The organism is Streptomyces sp. MMG1121, from assembly GCF_001280015.1.
In the GTDB taxonomy this organism is placed as follows: Bacteria; Actinomycetota; Actinomycetes; order Streptomycetales; family Streptomycetaceae; genus Streptomyces.
This window is the reverse complement of the sequence record NZ_LGDV01000085.1, coordinates 171,512-186,669: the sequence shown is the minus strand read 5'-3', so window position 1 is coordinate 186,669 and position 15,158 is coordinate 171,512. Positions and strand designations below refer to the sequence as shown.

Below are 15,158 nucleotides of genomic sequence, written 5' to 3'. Positions count from 1 at the left end.
GGGGTATCGGGCGGCCCGCAGGGGCGGTCGCCCGATACCCGGTATCACGGGCGTTCGGCCGTGACCAGCAGGCAGCCGAAACTGTCGACGCCGGCCAGGTCGGAGGGGTGGAAGGCATCGTCTGCGAAGGCGAAGTTGCTCTCGACCATGGCCTCGGGGCGCTCGTCGAGGCTCGCCGTCTTCAGCAGCTCCAGGCCGGTGCGCAGCGTGGTCTGCTCCGTGACGTCCAGGACGGCGCGCGGCCGCAGGCCGCAGCGGTGCAGTAGCGCGACATAGTCGTCGAGGTCCGCCATGGTCGCCATGAGGTCGCGGCAGAACTTGTCGACGCCCGGGTGCCGCGCCTGCCCGCGCGGGGCCCGGTCGAACACGTCGGTCAGGACGAGCCGGCCGCCCGGGACCAGCACACGGCTGATCTCGCCGAGGGCCTGCTGCCGGTCCGGCATGTGGCAGAGCGACTCCAGGGCCATCACCGCGTCGAACGACCTGTCCGGGAAGGGCAGCTTCATCGCGTCGCCGTGCTGGAACACGGCCCGGTCGGCCATCCCGGCCTCGGCCGCCAGCCGGTTGGCGGTCTTGATCTGCTCCTCGCTGATGCTGATGCCGGTCACCCGCGCACCGGTGTGGGCCACGACGCGCAGACCGGGCCCGCCCACCCCGCAGCCCAGGTCGAGGACATGGGAGGCCTGGTCCACCTTCATGTGCTCGATGAACACGTCGGTGAGCCGGTCCATCGCCTCCTCGATCGAGGCCTCGGAGTCCGGTGTGTCCCAGTAGCCGATGTGCACGTTGGTGTTGAAGGTGCCCTCCTTCATCGCGTTCAGCGTCAGCTGGTCGTACAGCTTGCCGACGGCTCCCGGCACGGGCGGGGTCTGGGCGGTATCGGTCATGGCAACGGCCTCTCTGGTCGGGATGTACGTGAGGGTGGAGGGATGTGCGTTCAGACGTCCGCGATCACCGCGGGGCCCGGGGCCGGTCCCCACTCGATCTCCTGGCACCGGACGTAGTCCGGCAGCAGGCCGCGTTCCTGCGCCTCGGCGAGCGTGCGGGCTGTCCGGTCGCGCTCGGAGAGCACCGGTTCGGCGTCCCCGGCCAGGGGCAGTCCGAGGGCCGGATCCAGGACGGACAGGGCGAGTTCGTGCTCCGGTACGTAGCTCTCGGACAGCATGTACGACATGACGGTGTCGTCCTCCAGCGTCATGAACGCGTGCCCCACGCCCACGGGGAGATACGACGCCCGGTGCTCTCGCTGGTCCATCAGCACCGCGTCCCAGCGGCCGAACGTGGGCGAACCCACCCTGATGTCGACCACGATGTCCAGGGCCGCGCCGCGGGCGCAGTAGACGTACTTGGCGGTGCCGGGCGGGGTCACGGTGTAGTGGATGCCCCGCACCACGCCGCGCCGGGACACGCTGTGGTTGGTCTGCGCGACCCGGAAGAGCGGGCCTCCGTGCGCCTTGGCGAACGCCTCCTGCTGGAACGGCGAGATGAACAGGCCCCGGTCGTCGGGGAAGACGCGGGGGGTGAACTCGAGTGCCCCCTGGACGGCGAGTTCGCGTGCGTGCATGTCTGCTCTCCGTGGCTCGGTGAACGGTCGGTGGGGCGTCACAGCGTGCTCAGCACCTCGCGCAACGCGTGGATGACCTTGTCCTGGAGGTCGTGGGGGAGTGCGGGGTACATCGGCAGCGAGAAGATCTCGCCGGCCAGCGCCTCGGTGACCGGGAGCGAGCCGGTGGCGTATCCGAGGTGGGCGAACCCGGTCATGGTGTGCACCGGCCACGGGTAGCTGATGTTCAGGTGGATGTCGTAGGCCTTGAGGCGTTCGATGATGTCGTCGCGCCGGGGGTGGCGTACGACGTAGACGTAGTACACGTGGTCGTTGCCCGGGGCGGTGCGGGGCAGCGCGAGTTCGGTGTCGGCGAGGCCGTCGGCGTAGCGCCGCGCGACCGCCCGGCGGCCGGCGATGTAGGTGTCGAGCCGCGTGAGCTTGCGCCGCAGGATCTCGGCCTGGACCTCGTCGAGACGGCTGTTGTGGGCCGGAGTCTCCAGGGTGTAGTAGCGGTCCTCCATGCCGTAGTACCGCAGCCGTGCCAGCCGCCCGGCCACGGACGCGTCCGAAGTGATCACCGCGCCGCCGTCGCCGTACGCGCCGAGCACCTTGGTCGGGTAGAAGGAGAAGGCCGCCGCGTCACCCGACGTACCGGCCAGGATCTCGCCCTGGCGGGCTCCGTGCGCCTGGGCGCAGTCCTCCAGGACGGCCAGCCCGTGCCGGTCGGCCAGCTCCCTCAAGGGGGCCATGTCGACGCACTGTCCGTACAGGTGCACCGGGACCAGGCAGCGTGTGCGTTCGGTAATCGCGTCCGCCACGTGAGCGGTGTCCATGAGGAAGTCGTCGGCGCGGACGTCCACGAAGACGGGGGTGGCGCCCGTGGCGTCGATGGCGACGACGGTCGGCGCCGCGGTGTTCGAGACCGTGATCACCTCGTCGCCCGGGCCGACGTCCAGCGCCTGCAGCCCGAGTTTGATCGCGTTCGTGCCGTTGTCGACGCCGACGCAGTGGCCCACCCCGTGGTAGGCGGCGAACTCCTCCTCGAAGCCGCGCACGCTCGCGCCGAGCACGAGCCGGCCCGAGGTGAAGACGGTCTCCACGGCGTCGAGGATGTCGTGACGCTCGGCCTCGTACTCCGGCAGGTAATCCCATACACGCGTGGTCATGTGCCAGCCTTTCCAGAACGGCGAGGTACTTGTGTTCCGCGGTCCTCGTCCTGCTGCCGGGCCAGGGCGTCGACCGTGCGGCGCACCCCTTCGCAGAGCGAGACCCGTGGGCGCCAGCCGGTGGCCGCCCGGAACGGGGAGGAGTCGATGGTCACGCTGCGGAAGTCCGTCACCGGGGCGTGCGCCGGGGGATCCACGCACTCCACGGGGACCGGGCGTCGCCCGGTGCGGTCGGCCACGGCCCGGGCGATGAGCCGGAAGGCGTCGCCGAGTGTGTCGCCCCGGCCCGCGCCGATCAGACAGTGGCCGCCCACCAGGGAGTCAGGGTGGTCGAGCGCCGCCGTGAACGCCGCCGCGACGTCCTCGACATGGACCAGGTCGCGGCGCACCGTGCCGTCGTGCCACATGGTCAGCGGCCGGCCGTCGAGCGCCCGTCGCGCCATGGCGGACACCACACCGCGATCGGTGCCGCCACCCGCCGCGCCCTCCCCGAACACCGTGGGCAGGCGCAGGCTGACACCGCGCACCCGGCCCTCGGCCGTGGCCCTCAGCAGGAGCTGCTCCGCCGCCAGCTTCTGCCGGTCGTAGGCCGTCTCGGGACGGTCGGGCTCGCTGCCGTCGAGCGGTTCCCGCGGCGGCACGCCGACCTGCGAGGCGGCACCGGCGTACAGCACCAGCGGGGGCACCGCCGCGCTGGCGCCCGGACCCAGCAGGTCCACGAGATCCCGCATCACCCCGACGTTCACCCGCTCGGCCCCGGGATCGGACTCCGCCGCCCGCCAACCGCCGTCCGCCAGCAGCAGATGCACCACCACGTCCGCTCCCGCGACCGCCTCGGCGAGTGCCGTCCGGTCGGTGAGATCGGCGGTGACGACGGTGGTCTCGGCCGGGCCGGGCGCGGGCACGCCCGGCCTGCGCGCCACGGCCCGCAGCCGGACCGGACGCAGCGCCAGCGCGCGCATGACCGCAGCACCCACGAAACCCGAGGCGCCGAGCACGGTGATCAGCGGCCCCGGGGCCGCCGGTGTGGACGTCATGTCACACCCCTTCCCGGGGCCGCGCCGCCACGGCGTTGAGGCAGGCCAGCAGTGTGCGGGCCTCGACATTGAGGTAGTGCCCGTGCCGGGTCAGTGCCCTGAGCTGGGCAGGAGTGGCCCAGACGAAGCCGGGGGGCGGGTCGAGCGGGGCCTCGGTCGCCTCGGCGTCGACCGCGAGATAGCGGCTCCTGGCGTGCAGGAAGCGCCCGCCCTCCTCCGACTGGACGGCCTCGAAGCGGATGCGCGCGGGGTCGGCACCCAGGACCACGTCGAGGAACGGCGGACGGTCCGCCGCCGGCAGATGGGCATAGTTGCCCGGCGTGCACTGCACGGTCGGAGCCAGCTCGACCGTGTCCAGGAACCCGCCCTCCGCACGGGCGTTGACCAGCACGTGCGGCACCCCGTCGAGCTCACGGACGAGGAACGCCACGACGCCCAGACCCACCGGCTCGATCAACGGCTGTGTCCAGCCGGCCACTTCGCGGTTGCTGCCCCGCACGGACACGGCGACCACCCTGAAATAGCGGCCGTGTTCGTGCTCGATCGCCTCGACACCGTGCTTCCAGCCGCGCACGGAGGCGAGCGGGACGCGCTGCGCGCGGACGTCATGCCGGGAGCGCTCGCCGGTGAACCAGGACAGGAGCTGGGCGTCCGAGTGCAGCGCGCCGGGCGTCGTGTCCCGGTACGGCACACAGGACAGCACGCTCCTGGCGTTCATGTTGACCAGGTCGTCCTCGTGCAGCAGGGCGGCGATCTGGCCGAGGGTGAGCCAGCGGAAGTCGGCCGGCGCGATGACCTCGTCGTCGGTCTCGACGATCATGTTGCGGTTGCACTTGTGGAAGAACCACGAGCCCTGTTCCGACTGGAGGACGTCGACGATCACACGGCCGGGCGCGGGCCGCACGAAGTAGTCGATGAGGTGTACGTCCGTGCCCCGGTGGGCCCTGGTGTAGTTGCTGCGGGTGGCCTGCACGGTGGGCGAGAGCTGGAGCAGGTTGTGGTTGCCCGGCTCCATCTTGGCCTGCATCAGGAAGTGCAGCACCCCGTCGAACTCCTTGGCCAGGATGCCGAGGATGCCCACCTCGGGCTGCCTGATGACGGGCTGCTGCCACTCCCGGCGGGGCCCGTCGCCGAAGGGTCCGTCGTGTTCCACCACGTGCAGGCCCTCGACCGTGAAGAACCGCCCGCTGCGGTGCACGAGATTGCCGCTGCCGTCCTCGAACCGCCAGTCGTCCAGCTCGGCGAACGGGATGCGCCGCACATGGAAGTCGCCCGCTCCACGACGCTCGGTCAGCCAGGCATGGACGTCCTCGGTCCGCAGCTGCGCCCCGCGGCCGGCCGCGGCCGACACGGCGATACGGTCGGCGAGCACGGGATCCTCGCGGGTACGCACGGCGGTGGCGGAGGCCGGGGGTGGACCGAGGCAGGACGACATCGGGGAACTCCCTGTCTGCGGGGCAACGGAGTGGGGGCGGCCTGCGCCCGGCCGGCCTGCGGTCGGCCGGCCGGGCTCGTCGGGTCAGGGCCGTTGCGCGGTGATGAGGACGTAGCCGGCGTGCGGGTGCTTCCCGAACGCCTCCATCAGTTCGGCGGCCGCGGTGATCCGCGCCGCCGCGGGGGCGTCGAGGGACTCGGCGAGGTCCCGGAAGGCGGCAGCGGCGTGCCCGTAACTGGCACGCACCTGTTCGCCGATGTCCGTCAGCTCCAGCAACTGCCAGCCTGCCTCGGCCAGCCGCGCGCGCTGCTCGTCGGGCGTACTGATCCCGGCGATCTCGTACATGTCCAACATGCCGTCCAGCACCGCCCTGTCACCGCCGGTGAACGGCTGCCGCTGGCACAGGTCGGCGACGACCAGACGGCCGCCGGGGCGCACGACGCGGCGCAGCTCGGCGAGGGCGGTGGTCCGGTCGGTCATGTGCAGCAACGACTCGATCGCGAAGGCCCCGTCGAACGAACCGTGGGCGAAGGGCAGCTTCATGGCGTCCGCGAAGCGGAAGCCGACCCGGCCGCGGGCTTCGGACGCCTGCGCCAACTCCGAGGCCCGGGCCACCTGTTGAGCGCTGACAGTGATGCCGGTCACGCCCACCTGGTGGGCTGTCGCGATGCGCAGCGCCGGGACGCCGTTGCCACAGCCCACGTCCAGCAGCCGCTGACCGGGGCGCAGGGCGAGTCGGTGGGCGACGAGGTCGGTGAGCTGGTCGGTGGCCTCGGCGATCGGGATGTCCTGGCCCTCCTTCCAGTAGCCCACGTGGATGTTGCCGCCGAGGGTGTCCGTGGTGCCGGCGTCGGTGAACACGTCGTATGTCTCGCCGACGGAGCCGGGGGTGGTGTCGGGCTGCTGCGTCACGCTCGCTTTCCTTTCGTACGGTGTCACGCCAGGCCCAGGACCAGACGTGTCGGCCCGTGGAAGACCATGTCGTCGGCGTAGTCGACCTGTTGGCCGCCCCGGCCCAGCCCTGGAACGCCGTCCAGCAGCGTCCTGAGGCCGATCTCGGCCTCGGTGCGGGCCAGCGTCGCGCCGAGGCAGTAGTGGATGCCCAGCCCGAAGCCCAGGTGCCGGTCGGCAGGACGGTGCACGTCCAGCACGTCCGGGTGCTCGAAGCGCGCGGGGTCCCGGTTCGCGGAGCCCAGTAGCGCGACCACCCGGCTGCCGTGCGGCACCTCGTGTTCACCGAGCCGGGTGTCCTGGCAGGCCCAGCGCGTCACGGCCTGCACCGGGGAGTCGTAGCGCATCAGCTCCTCGGCCGCCGCCGGTGTCGACTCGGGTCCGGCGCGCAACTCGTCGAGAACCCGTGGGTGTGCCCGGAGGGACAGCACCGCCTTGGCCAGGAAGTTGGTGGTCGTCTCGTGTCCGGCGGTGAGCAGATGGACGCAGGTGCCCACGATCCCGTCCATGCTCAGCGGTGCGCCGGCGTCCCGGGCGCGGACGAGGAGCGTGAGCAGACCGGCGCGGTCGTCCCCGCTCCGCCGCTCCGCCTCCCGCCGGAAATAGCGGGCGAACTCCCGCGCGGCCGCCTCGGCCCGTACGTAGCCGCCGGTGCCGCCCCGCGAACGGCTGGTGCTGGCCTCCTGGAGTGCCACGGCATGGGCGCGGAGCCGGCCGTGGTGTTCTCGCGGAACGCCGAGCAGTTCGGAGATCACGAGGACCGGGAACGGCGCCGCGAAGGCCGCCACGAGGTCGGTCTCCCGCTCCCGCCCGAACCGCGCCAGCAGTTCGTGTGCGATCCGGGTGATCCGGGGGCGCAGACCGGCGACGACCGACGGGGAGAACTCCGTGGTCAGCAGGGAGCGCAGTTCGGTGTGGCGCGGTGGGTCCTGGAACACCAGCCAGTTCTCGACAAGGGTGCGCAGTGCCGGGTACTCGGCGGGAATCGGGACGGACGGCGCGGTGCCGTCGGCGGACGCCCCGCGCGCGCCGCGCCCGAAGGACCGGCTCGTCAGCACCTGGACGCACCCGTCGTAGGAGAAGACGTAGAAGGTGTCCGGGCCGTCCGTGCCCGAGGGCACGTGATGGACCGGCGCGGTCTCCCGGTAGCGCCGGTACACCGGGTAGGGGTGGGCGATGTCCTTGCTGTCCCAGCCCTTGAGGTCGAACCGCGGCAGCGTGGGGGAGGGCATGCGGTCTCCTTCGGTCGGCGCTGTGGCGTCGCTGCTTCATGGGGGTGCTCAGGGGCGTGGCCGCAAGCGGTCGGCCCAGTAGGTGCTCAGCCCTCCCACCCGGGCGGGCACCAGAGGGCTCTTGCCGCAGGCCGCCGCGAGGTGGTCCAGGCGGAGCGCGATGCCGCGCCTCGCCACGTCCGGCCGGGCCACGGGCGCGGGCTGTCCGGCCGGCTCGAACGACGGTCCTGCGGTCGAGCCCCGGCGCCCCGACGGCATGGTCACCAGCAGTTCCGCCAGCGGGCGCATCATCCCGGTCATCACGTCGATCGCCGCGTTCATCAGGTCAGACCGCCGCAGGCTCGTGTCCGGGCGCTCACCGAAGTGCTGGGCCATCAGCTGCAGCGCCATGAAGTAGGAGTGGTTGAACAGCCGCATGACCGACCGGGCCTCGGGATCGGTGACGGTCTCCATCGCCCCGATTCCCTCCCTGAGCGTCGGGTTCCGTACGACGGGATGGGCGGGGTGGTTCCACCGTGCGTCGCCCGGTGCCCCGGACAGCAGATCGGCGATCCGCAGGAACGAGGCGTAGTGGGAGTCCTCGGCGGTGCGCGGCCCGAGGACGCCTCCCTCGCCCTGCTCGGTGATCACGTCGATCGCGAACAAGGCGCTGGAGAGGTCGTCGACCTCCAACTGGTAGTCGGGATGGCGCCGGTTGAGCGACTCGCGCAGGAAGAGGTGGTGCTCGCCGCCGCCCCGGCCCCGCTCCACCAGGAAGAGATCCGGAACCCGTTGCAGGCCCTCGCGGACGTCCGCGTACAGCTCGCTCAGCGAGGCGTACCGGTGTCGGTCGTCGCCGGGCGCGGGAGCCGCCGCCGTGGCGTCGCGCCGCACCTCGCCGACGAGGTCGTCCGGCCGCTCGATCAGCGCGAACCGCTCGACGCTGCCGGGCCCCAGCCGCTCGAGACAGAAGTCGAGCGGCACCGGCAGCTCGTGGTTGAGGGTGGCGAAATCGACCCGGGGCACGTGGAACGGCTCGCCCAGCGCGGTGATGACGTTGTTGACGAGGAGGAAGTGGATCATCTCCTCGCGGGCGATGGTCATCAGCATGCCCCGGATGCCCTCGTCGGCGGTCCTGCCGCCGTCGCCGCAGGCGAGCCGGAGCTGTTCGGGCGTCCACACACCCCGCCGCACGTATTCCAGACCGGTGCCGTGGGTGGGCACCGAGTAGGCCGCGTACACGTACTGCAGCATGACGGCCAGTTCGAGTGTGGCGGCCTCCCGCAGCACCTGAAGCAGCCGGCCCCGGGTGGTGATGCCTTTCCTGCCGCGGTCGGCCGCGGGCACGCTCAGGGGAACCGCGTCCGGCACCTGCTGGGCCCGCAGGAACATCAGCAGGAGCCGCGCCTTCGGCTCGGACAGATCCCGTGTCGGCGGCATGTAGTAGGTCTTCGCCTTGTTGCGCGGGTCGCTCATCTGCCAGATCAGTTTCGCGTACGTCTCCACCCTGCACCGGTCCGCCAGACTGAAGACCTCCGCCTTCATGAAGGAGTACAGGTGCTCGTAGAACGCGAAGACCTCCCTGTACACCAGCTCGAAGGTCGCCTCGTCCTGCCTGATGCCGGCCAGCCGCCAGTCGTCGGGGAGCACGCGCACCGAGAGGTACCCGGCGCCGGGCCAGAAGCCGAGCGCGTCGGCGGCGTCGTGGCCGAGGGCCGCGGAACCGGGGAGGTCCAGGTCGCACGGCAGGTCGTCGGCGCCGGCCGACAGCAGGACGCGGGCGGTGCCGGCGGTGGCGCCCCGCAGGGTGAACCAGCCCCGGCCCGTGTGGTCCGTGCCCAGGACGCAGGCGTTCGACCAGGTGCCGGACCCGTCCCGCCGGCCCTCGCGCAGCCGGACGACGTCGATGTCGGAGCACCGCGCCTCGGGGGAGCGGGCGGCCGGATCGCGCGGGAGTGCCCTGGGGTTGAAGAACTGCCGTACGCCGATCCCGTCGACGGCGCCCGGACGGCCGCGCACGAACGACCGTACGAGCACCTCGACGTCGTGGTCCGCGTCGTCGGGGCCCCGGGGATGCTCCACGAAGAGGCACGCGTCGTCGACCTGGACGTTGGTCTCCCTCTCGCGCAGGTGCACCACCGGACCGTCGGGACCGGTGCCCACCAGACACAGCGCTTCGCCGGCCGCGGCGGCTCCCGCCGTCCCGCCGGGAACCGTCACCAGGCCGGCGGTCAGCGCGTACCGGGCACCGAGGTACGCCTGCCGGGGCACCCGCGCCACCAGGCGGTCGCTGTCCGCCGTGCGCAGTTCCAGATCGCCTACGTCGACCAGCGTGCAGGGGGCCGTCGGTGCTCCGGGATGGCTGGGTACCGCGGTGATCATGTTGAGGGTGACATGGCCGTCCGTCAGCTCGACGCAGAGGTTGTGCAGGCCACCGGGCGGCCGGCCGGATGCGCGGCGGTCCGGGACGAGCAGACGTCCGGCCGGATAGGTGCGCGGCTCGTGCGGGCGCCAGGGGGCGATCGTCCCGCGCAGCAGCCACCGGCTCGGCCGGTCGGGTACCTGCGGAGCGGACATGTGACTGAGGGCGAACTGCACCACCAGACCGCCCGTCTCCTGCGAGGCGCACACCGTACGCAGGCGTCGGACGACCGGGGACACGGCCGCCTCGTCGAGCCAGGTCAGCTCCTCGTCCCCGGTCACGACGAACTGGTGGACCACGGACCGGCGCAGCAGTCTCGCCAGCGAGTGTTCGCCAGCGTCTCCAGGATCACCGCCATGGCCGGCGTTGTGCCATCTGGGGGGCTGGAAGCCGCGCACGGCACCGGTCAGCATGGAGCCCACGTCGTGAGAGCGGCCGGCGCGCCCGAAGCAGAACTGTCCGACCATCAGCGTCGTCGTCCAGTCGGACGACGGATCGACGTCGAAGACCCGGGCCCGGTTGACCGTGGTGGCCAGATACCCGTTGTAGTGCCCCCACATGTCGACACCGCGCCCGACGACCGGGTCGGCGGTGTCGATGCCGCCCGCGCGGTCCTCGACGCTGACGATCCGCGCGTCGACCGAGAAGTGCCCGTTGCCGGCGAAGTCCGTACCCCTGGCCGCGCTGAAGGGCCCGTCGGGCGTCGGACGGCCCATGGTGTCGAACGGCGGTCCCACCCGGTCGAGGTGGTCGTGGTACTCGGCGGGCGGCCGGTGCGCCGGGAAGGGCCGGCCGTCCTCGGTGAGGGCGGTGTTCGTCGCCAGATCGACGAGACCGCTGCCCGCACCGGTGGGCAGACGGGTCGTCGCCACCCCGCGGAAGTGCAGTCGGGGCAGGTCGAAGACGCTCATGCGCGGGCCCTTCCTTCCGTCGGAGGCATGGGCGGGACGGGCGTACCGGAAGGCCTGCTCGGGATTCTCACGCCGACTCCTCCGAGCGGCTCGGCCGGGTGGCGGCGAACACCCGGCTGGCCCGCGGCTCGTACCACTCGATCTCGTGCGCCGCGTCGATCGCCGACTCGATCGCCCCCTCGATCCAGGCGGGCTTCGACGAGCAGTGCTCGCCGGCGAAGAAGAGCCCCTTCTGCGGCCGGGCGGCCTCCCGGCGCTCCGCCTCGCGGACGGCGGCCGCCTGGCCCCAGCGGACCGTCGCCGCGCCCCGGGACCAGCGGTGCGAGCCCCAGGCCCGGGCCGCCACGCCGAGGACCATGCCCGGTCGGCGCAACTCCGGGTGCATCAGGCTCAGTTCACGTGTGACGACCGCGTTCCGCTGCGCCTCGCTCATCCGGCCGAGTGCCTCGGCGTCCGGACCGATGGTGTAGCTCGCGAGCAGCACCGCGCCGAGCGCCGGTTCGCCGTCGGCGGGCGGGTAGTAGGTCTGCCGCACATGACCGCCGGTGAAGGAGGCACCCCCGCTGATGCCGTCCTTCTCCCAGAAGGCCTCGCGGCAGTGGAAGGCTATCTTCGTGCCCGCCCAGTACTTCGTCTGATGGATGATGTCGAGTTTCTCCTGGTCGAAACCGCTCAGCTGGATCCCGCGCAGCACCGTGAACGGGATGGTGCACACCACGTAGTCGCAGATCCTGGTGAGGGTGCCGACGCCCTGACGGAGCCTCAGAATGACGGCGTCGTCCCGGACGTCGATGCCCGTGACCTCGAGACCGGTCGAGATCTGTCCACGGATCCGCGAGGCGAGCCGACGGGGGAGGACGTCCATCCCGTCCCGCAGCCGCACGATCGTGGAGCTGGTCTCGTCCAGTACGTCGTCGAGAAAGCGCTCCAGGTGCGGCGGACAGAACGAACGCACCTGCGGATGGTCGGCGAAGAACGCGTGCAGATCGATCCGGTTCTTCGTGGTGCCGCACCGGTAGGGCGCCAAATCGATGTGATCGATGCAGTTCAGCAGTTCCACGCCCATGTCGCCGCCCAGTGCGCTGTAGAAGTCGCGCGGGGCGACGGCCCGTAAACTGGCGTCGAGCCAGGCTCCGAACAGCAGGGTGTTCTCCCGGTAGTCACGGCTCGGCAGCCCGGCGGCGAACTCGGCGACCAGGGTCTCATGCGCGTCCCGCACCCGGAGATACCCGGTGGAACTGGGAAGATAGGCGGCGTCGTCCGAGAACAGCGTCTGGAATTCGCGCACTTGCTTCTGCAGGCCGAGTTCGGCGATGTAGTGCATGGTGAGGCGGTGTCCGGCGGGAATCCGCATCGCACCCAGGTCGGCGAACGGCCCGGTCTTCCCGTCCCCGGGAAAACGACGCGTGTGAATCCGGCCGCCGATCTCCTGGCTGCCCTCGATGATCTGGACGTGATGTCCGAGGCGCTCCAATTCGTATGCCACCACTAAGCCGGCGATGCCCGCGCCGATGACGGTGATGTTCTTCGGTCCACCGGTGGTGCCGTCCAGTCCGTCTACCTCCTGCAGGGTTCTCGTCACAGGTTTCCTCTCCAGTGCGCGGCGGCCAGGGACGGAACGATGTCCTGGATGGACCCGGCGCCTTTCCCAATTCCGGAAAGGGCCATGCCGGAAATTCTCATCGGCCATTGTTTGCGCGGTGGCAGCGCTCCCATATCCCCCGATCGGCCCTTTGAGCAGATGGTTTGACAGGCATCCGCCCGCACACCCGCGGTGGCACGGCGGTGTCACCCTGCACGATCGCGCGGGGTTTGCCCCGCCCCGCCGTAGCGAACCCGGGACAGGGGAAAACTGGTGGGCGTCGCCGCAGGGCGGGCGGGTCCACGGGCCCGGGCCGGCCGGTCAGCACGGTGACCCGACACCCCACCACGGAGGCGACGTTGACACGCGTGTTGATCGCTACCACCCCGGCACCCGGACACGTCGTCGGCATCCTCGAGGTCGCGCGCGAACTGGCTCGACGCGGCCACGAAGTGCGGTGGTACACCGGGCGGGCCTTCCAGGAACAGGTCGAGCAGGCCGGGGCACGCTTCGAACCCATGAGAGCCGAGCTGGACTTCGGCGGCAAGAGCCGGGAAGAGGCGTACCCCGACCACGCCGGGCTGACCGGGACGGCCGGCTTCAAGATCGGTGTCCGGGACATCTTCTACCGGACCGCACCGGCCCAGATGGAGGATCTGCTGGCGGTGCTCGAACGGTTTCCGGCGGACTGCCTGCTCGCCGACGACATGTGCTACGGAGCCTGTTTCGCCGCCGAGCACACCGGGATCCCGCTGGCCTGGCTGAGCAACTCCGTCTACATCCTCGGCAGCAGGGACACCGCCCCGCTCGGCCGGGGACTGCCCCCCAGTTCGTCGCCGCTCGGACGCGCACGCAACGCGCTGCTCAGGTTCGTCGGGAACCAGGTGGTGATGCGGGACATGCGCCGGGAGGCCGACCGGACCCGGGACCGGGTGGGACTGCCGAGGCTGAGCACCGCCGCCATGGAGAACATCGCCCGCCCGCCGGCCCTCTATCTGCTGGGCACCGTACGGTCCTTCGAGTTCCCCCGCAGCGACCTGCACCCCGGGACCCACTTCGTGGGCGGGCTGCTCGGACTGCCCCCAAAACACTTCGAACCGCCCGGCTGGTGGGAGGAACTGCACGGCACACGGCCGGTGGTGCTGGTCACCCAGGGCACCACGGCCAACGACGTCGACCGGCTGCTCGTCCCCACCCTGTGCGCACTGGCCGACCAGGACGTCCTGGTCGTCGTCACCACCGGAAGCACCGTCGACGCCGACCGGCTCGGTCCGCTGCCGGACAACGTCCGGCTGGAGCGGTTCGTCCCCTACCACCACCTGCTGCCGCACGTCGACGTGATGGTCAGCAACGGCGGCTACAACGGCATCAACGCGGCCCTCGCCGAGGGGGTGCCCCTGGTTATCGTGCCGGGCTCGGAGGAGAAGCCCGATGTGGCGGCACGGGTCAAGTGGGCCGGGGCCGGTGTCGTCCTCGGGCGGCGAGCCGTCTGCGAAGCCGCCCTGCGGGACGCCGTGACGACCGCGCTGACCGACGAGCGCTACCGGCGGCGGGCACGCGAACTGGCCCAGGAGTACCGCGGTTGCGACGCCCCGCGCCGGGCCGCCGACCTGATCGAGTCCATGGCCGCTGCGCAGGGCCAGGTTCCCACCGGAGGAGTCACACGTTGAACGCCATGACGAAGACGGGCCTGAAAGAAGCACCCGAGACGACCATGCCCGTGGACCCGGGGCCCTTCGACTGCATGCCGGATCTGCTGGCGGCCGCGAAGGTGGCGCCCGTCGTCCGCATTCCCTATCTCGGCCGACACGCCTGGGTGGTGTGCGACCCGGAGCTGGTGAAGGCCGCGCTCACCCACCCCCAGCTGGCCAAGGACGTGACCCTGGTCCCCGACTTCATGCGCCGGCCGGGCCTGATGGTCGGATCCCAGCCGGACCCGGACTACGCCCGGGCCATGATCATGAGCGACGGTGAGAACCACGCCCGGATCCGCCGGATGCACGCGCCGGTGCTGAGCCCGCGCAACACCGAGAGGTGGGGGGAACGGGTCGGCGTCAAGGTCGACGGATTCCTGGACGAGTTGGCGGAGTCCGCCGCCGGATCGCATGCCGAGGTCAACGTCGTCACCGACTACACGCACCGGATCCCGCTCGCCTTCATCTCCGAGATGCTCGGCCTGCCCCCCGAGGCCCAGCGGCAGCTGCGCGGCATCACCGACGTCATGCTCTACTCCTGCGACTACCCGGCACGCAAAGAGGCGGTCGGGGCGCTGTACGGGGCGGTCGAGGGCTGGGTGCGTGAGCCGGGCCCGCTGAACGACGGTGTGATCACAGGGCTGTTGGCCTCCTCCGACGGGCCGGAGGCGGCGGTCACCGAGGGCGAGGTCATCGTCTGGACCCTGGGGATGATCATCACCGGCTACGAGACGACCGGGAGCCTGATCTCCGCATCGCTGTACGAGGCCCTGCGCCGGCCCCCCGAGGAGCGGCCGCACACCGAGGACGAGATCAGGACGTGGGTCGAGGAGACCCTCCGGGTGCACCCGCCGTTCCCGCACCCCACGTGGCGCTTCGCCCTCACGGACATCGACCTCGGCGGCTATCTGATCCCCCGGGGCGCCCCGGTCCAGGTCAGCATCGCGGCGGCGAACCGCGACAGCGACGAGGGCGCCGACAGCTTCGACGCGCGGCGGCAGGGCAAGGGCCACCTCAGCTTCGGTCTCGGCACGCACTACTGCATCGGCGCCTCACTGGTCCGCCTGGAGGCACAGATCGCGGTACGCGGGTTTCTGCGCCGCTTCCCACGGGCGCGGCTGAGCACCGCCGGCGCCGTCGAGTGGGAGTCGGAGTGGATGATCCGGCGGCTGGCCGTCCTGCCCGCGACGCTGCTCTGAAAGG

General features: G+C 71.4%; 11 protein-coding genes. 2 read left to right on the top strand and 9 right to left on the bottom strand.

Going from position 1 to position 15,158, the window contains the following annotated elements; all coding sequences use genetic code 11:
* Window positions 1–44 precede the first annotated feature (44 nt).
* The 9 genes from ADK64_RS09365 to ADK64_RS09325 all read right to left on the bottom strand — a co-directional run bounded on the left by ADK64_RS09365 (window position 45) and on the right by ADK64_RS09325 (window position 12,261).
* Window positions 45–887 carry an SAM-dependent methyltransferase gene (locus ADK64_RS09365; RefSeq protein ID WP_053657126.1) on the bottom strand — a complete coding sequence of 281 codons (843 nt, stop codon included), beginning with the start codon at window positions 885–887 and terminating at the stop codon, window positions 45–47.
* A gap of 50 nt (window positions 888–937) precedes the next feature.
* Complete coding sequence (locus ADK64_RS09360) at window positions 938–1,564, bottom strand: dTDP-4-dehydrorhamnose 3,5-epimerase family protein (RefSeq protein ID WP_053656967.1); 627 nt, start codon at window positions 1,562–1,564, stop codon at window positions 938–940.
* Between the two features lie 38 nt (window positions 1,565–1,602).
* A complete protein-coding gene (locus ADK64_RS09355; protein ID WP_053656965.1) occupies window positions 1,603–2,712 on the bottom strand; it encodes a DegT/DnrJ/EryC1/StrS family aminotransferase in 1,110 nt (369 codons plus the stop codon).
* Window positions 2,709–3,749 (bottom strand): NAD-dependent epimerase/dehydratase family protein, encoded by a 1,041-nt coding sequence (locus tag ADK64_RS09350; protein ID WP_053656963.1) that lies wholly within the window; start codon window positions 3,747–3,749, stop codon window positions 2,709–2,711. Before ADK64_RS09350 ends, ADK64_RS09355 begins: the two co-directional genes overlap by 4 nt.
* Before the next feature lies 1 nt (window position 3,750).
* Complete coding sequence (locus tag ADK64_RS09345; RefSeq protein WP_053656962.1) at window positions 3,751–5,184, bottom strand: NDP-hexose 2,3-dehydratase family protein; 1,434 nt, start codon at window positions 5,182–5,184, stop codon at window positions 3,751–3,753.
* An 84-nt stretch (window positions 5,185–5,268) separates the two neighbouring features.
* Window positions 5,269–6,096, bottom strand: coding sequence for a class I SAM-dependent methyltransferase (locus ADK64_RS09340; RefSeq protein WP_053656960.1), 828 nt, complete (start codon window positions 6,094–6,096; stop codon window positions 5,269–5,271).
* Between the two features lie 23 nt (window positions 6,097–6,119).
* Window positions 6,120–7,367, bottom strand: coding sequence for a cytochrome P450 (locus ADK64_RS09335; RefSeq protein WP_053656958.1), 1,248 nt, complete (start codon window positions 7,365–7,367; stop codon window positions 6,120–6,122).
* A gap of 48 nt (window positions 7,368–7,415) precedes the next feature.
* The gene (locus tag ADK64_RS09330) at window positions 7,416–10,679 is read right to left on the bottom strand and encodes a ferritin-like domain-containing protein (RefSeq protein WP_053656957.1); all 3,264 of its coding nucleotides are present in this window, start codon (window positions 10,677–10,679) and stop codon (window positions 7,416–7,418) included.
* Between the two features lie 67 nt (window positions 10,680–10,746).
* Entirely contained in the window at window positions 10,747–12,261 is a 1,515-nt protein-coding gene (locus ADK64_RS09325; protein ID WP_053656955.1) for a flavin monoamine oxidase family protein, read from the bottom strand.
* Window positions 12,262–12,629: 368 nt separating this feature from the next.
* On the opposite strand from ADK64_RS09325, the gene ADK64_RS09320 reads away from it, so the two are divergent.
* Both ADK64_RS09320 and ADK64_RS09315 read left to right on the top strand, forming a co-directional pair.
* Window positions 12,630–13,931 (top strand): glycosyltransferase, encoded by a 1,302-nt coding sequence (locus ADK64_RS09320; protein WP_078992567.1) that lies wholly within the window; start codon window positions 12,630–12,632, stop codon window positions 13,929–13,931.
* A 5-nt stretch (window positions 13,932–13,936) separates the two neighbouring features.
* Window positions 13,937–15,154: a cytochrome P450 gene (locus ADK64_RS09315; protein WP_199829546.1), complete on the top strand. Its 1,218-nt coding sequence runs from the start codon at window positions 13,937–13,939 to the stop codon at window positions 15,152–15,154.
* Window positions 15,155–15,158: the final 4 nt, after the last annotated feature.

Excerpts from the sequence above, each read along its gene's own strand:
- ADK64_RS09365 (WP_053657126.1), bottom strand. The coding sequence starts at position 887 with ATGACCGATACCGCCCAGACCCCGCCCGTGCCGGGAGCCGTCGGCAAG.
- ADK64_RS09360 (WP_053656967.1), bottom strand. The coding sequence starts at position 1,564 with ATGCACGCACGCGAACTCGCCGTCCAGGGGGCACTCGAGTTCACCCCC.
- ADK64_RS09355 (WP_053656965.1), bottom strand. The coding sequence starts at position 2,712 with ATGACCACGCGTGTATGGGATTACCTGCCGGAGTACGAGGCCGAGCGT.
- ADK64_RS09350 (WP_053656963.1), bottom strand. The coding sequence starts at position 3,749 with ATGACGTCCACACCGGCGGCCCCGGGGCCGCTGATCACCGTGCTCGGC.
- ADK64_RS09345 (WP_053656962.1), bottom strand. The coding sequence starts at position 5,184 with ATGTCGTCCTGCCTCGGTCCACCCCCGGCCTCCGCCACCGCCGTGCGT.
- ADK64_RS09335 (WP_053656958.1), bottom strand. The coding sequence starts at position 7,367 with ATGCCCTCCCCCACGCTGCCGCGGTTCGACCTCAAGGGCTGGGACAGC.
- ADK64_RS09330 (WP_053656957.1), bottom strand. The coding sequence starts at position 10,679 with ATGAGCGTCTTCGACCTGCCCCGACTGCACTTCCGCGGGGTGGCGACG.
- ADK64_RS09315 (WP_199829546.1), top strand. The coding sequence starts at position 13,937 with ATGACGAAGACGGGCCTGAAAGAAGCACCCGAGACGACCATGCCCGTG.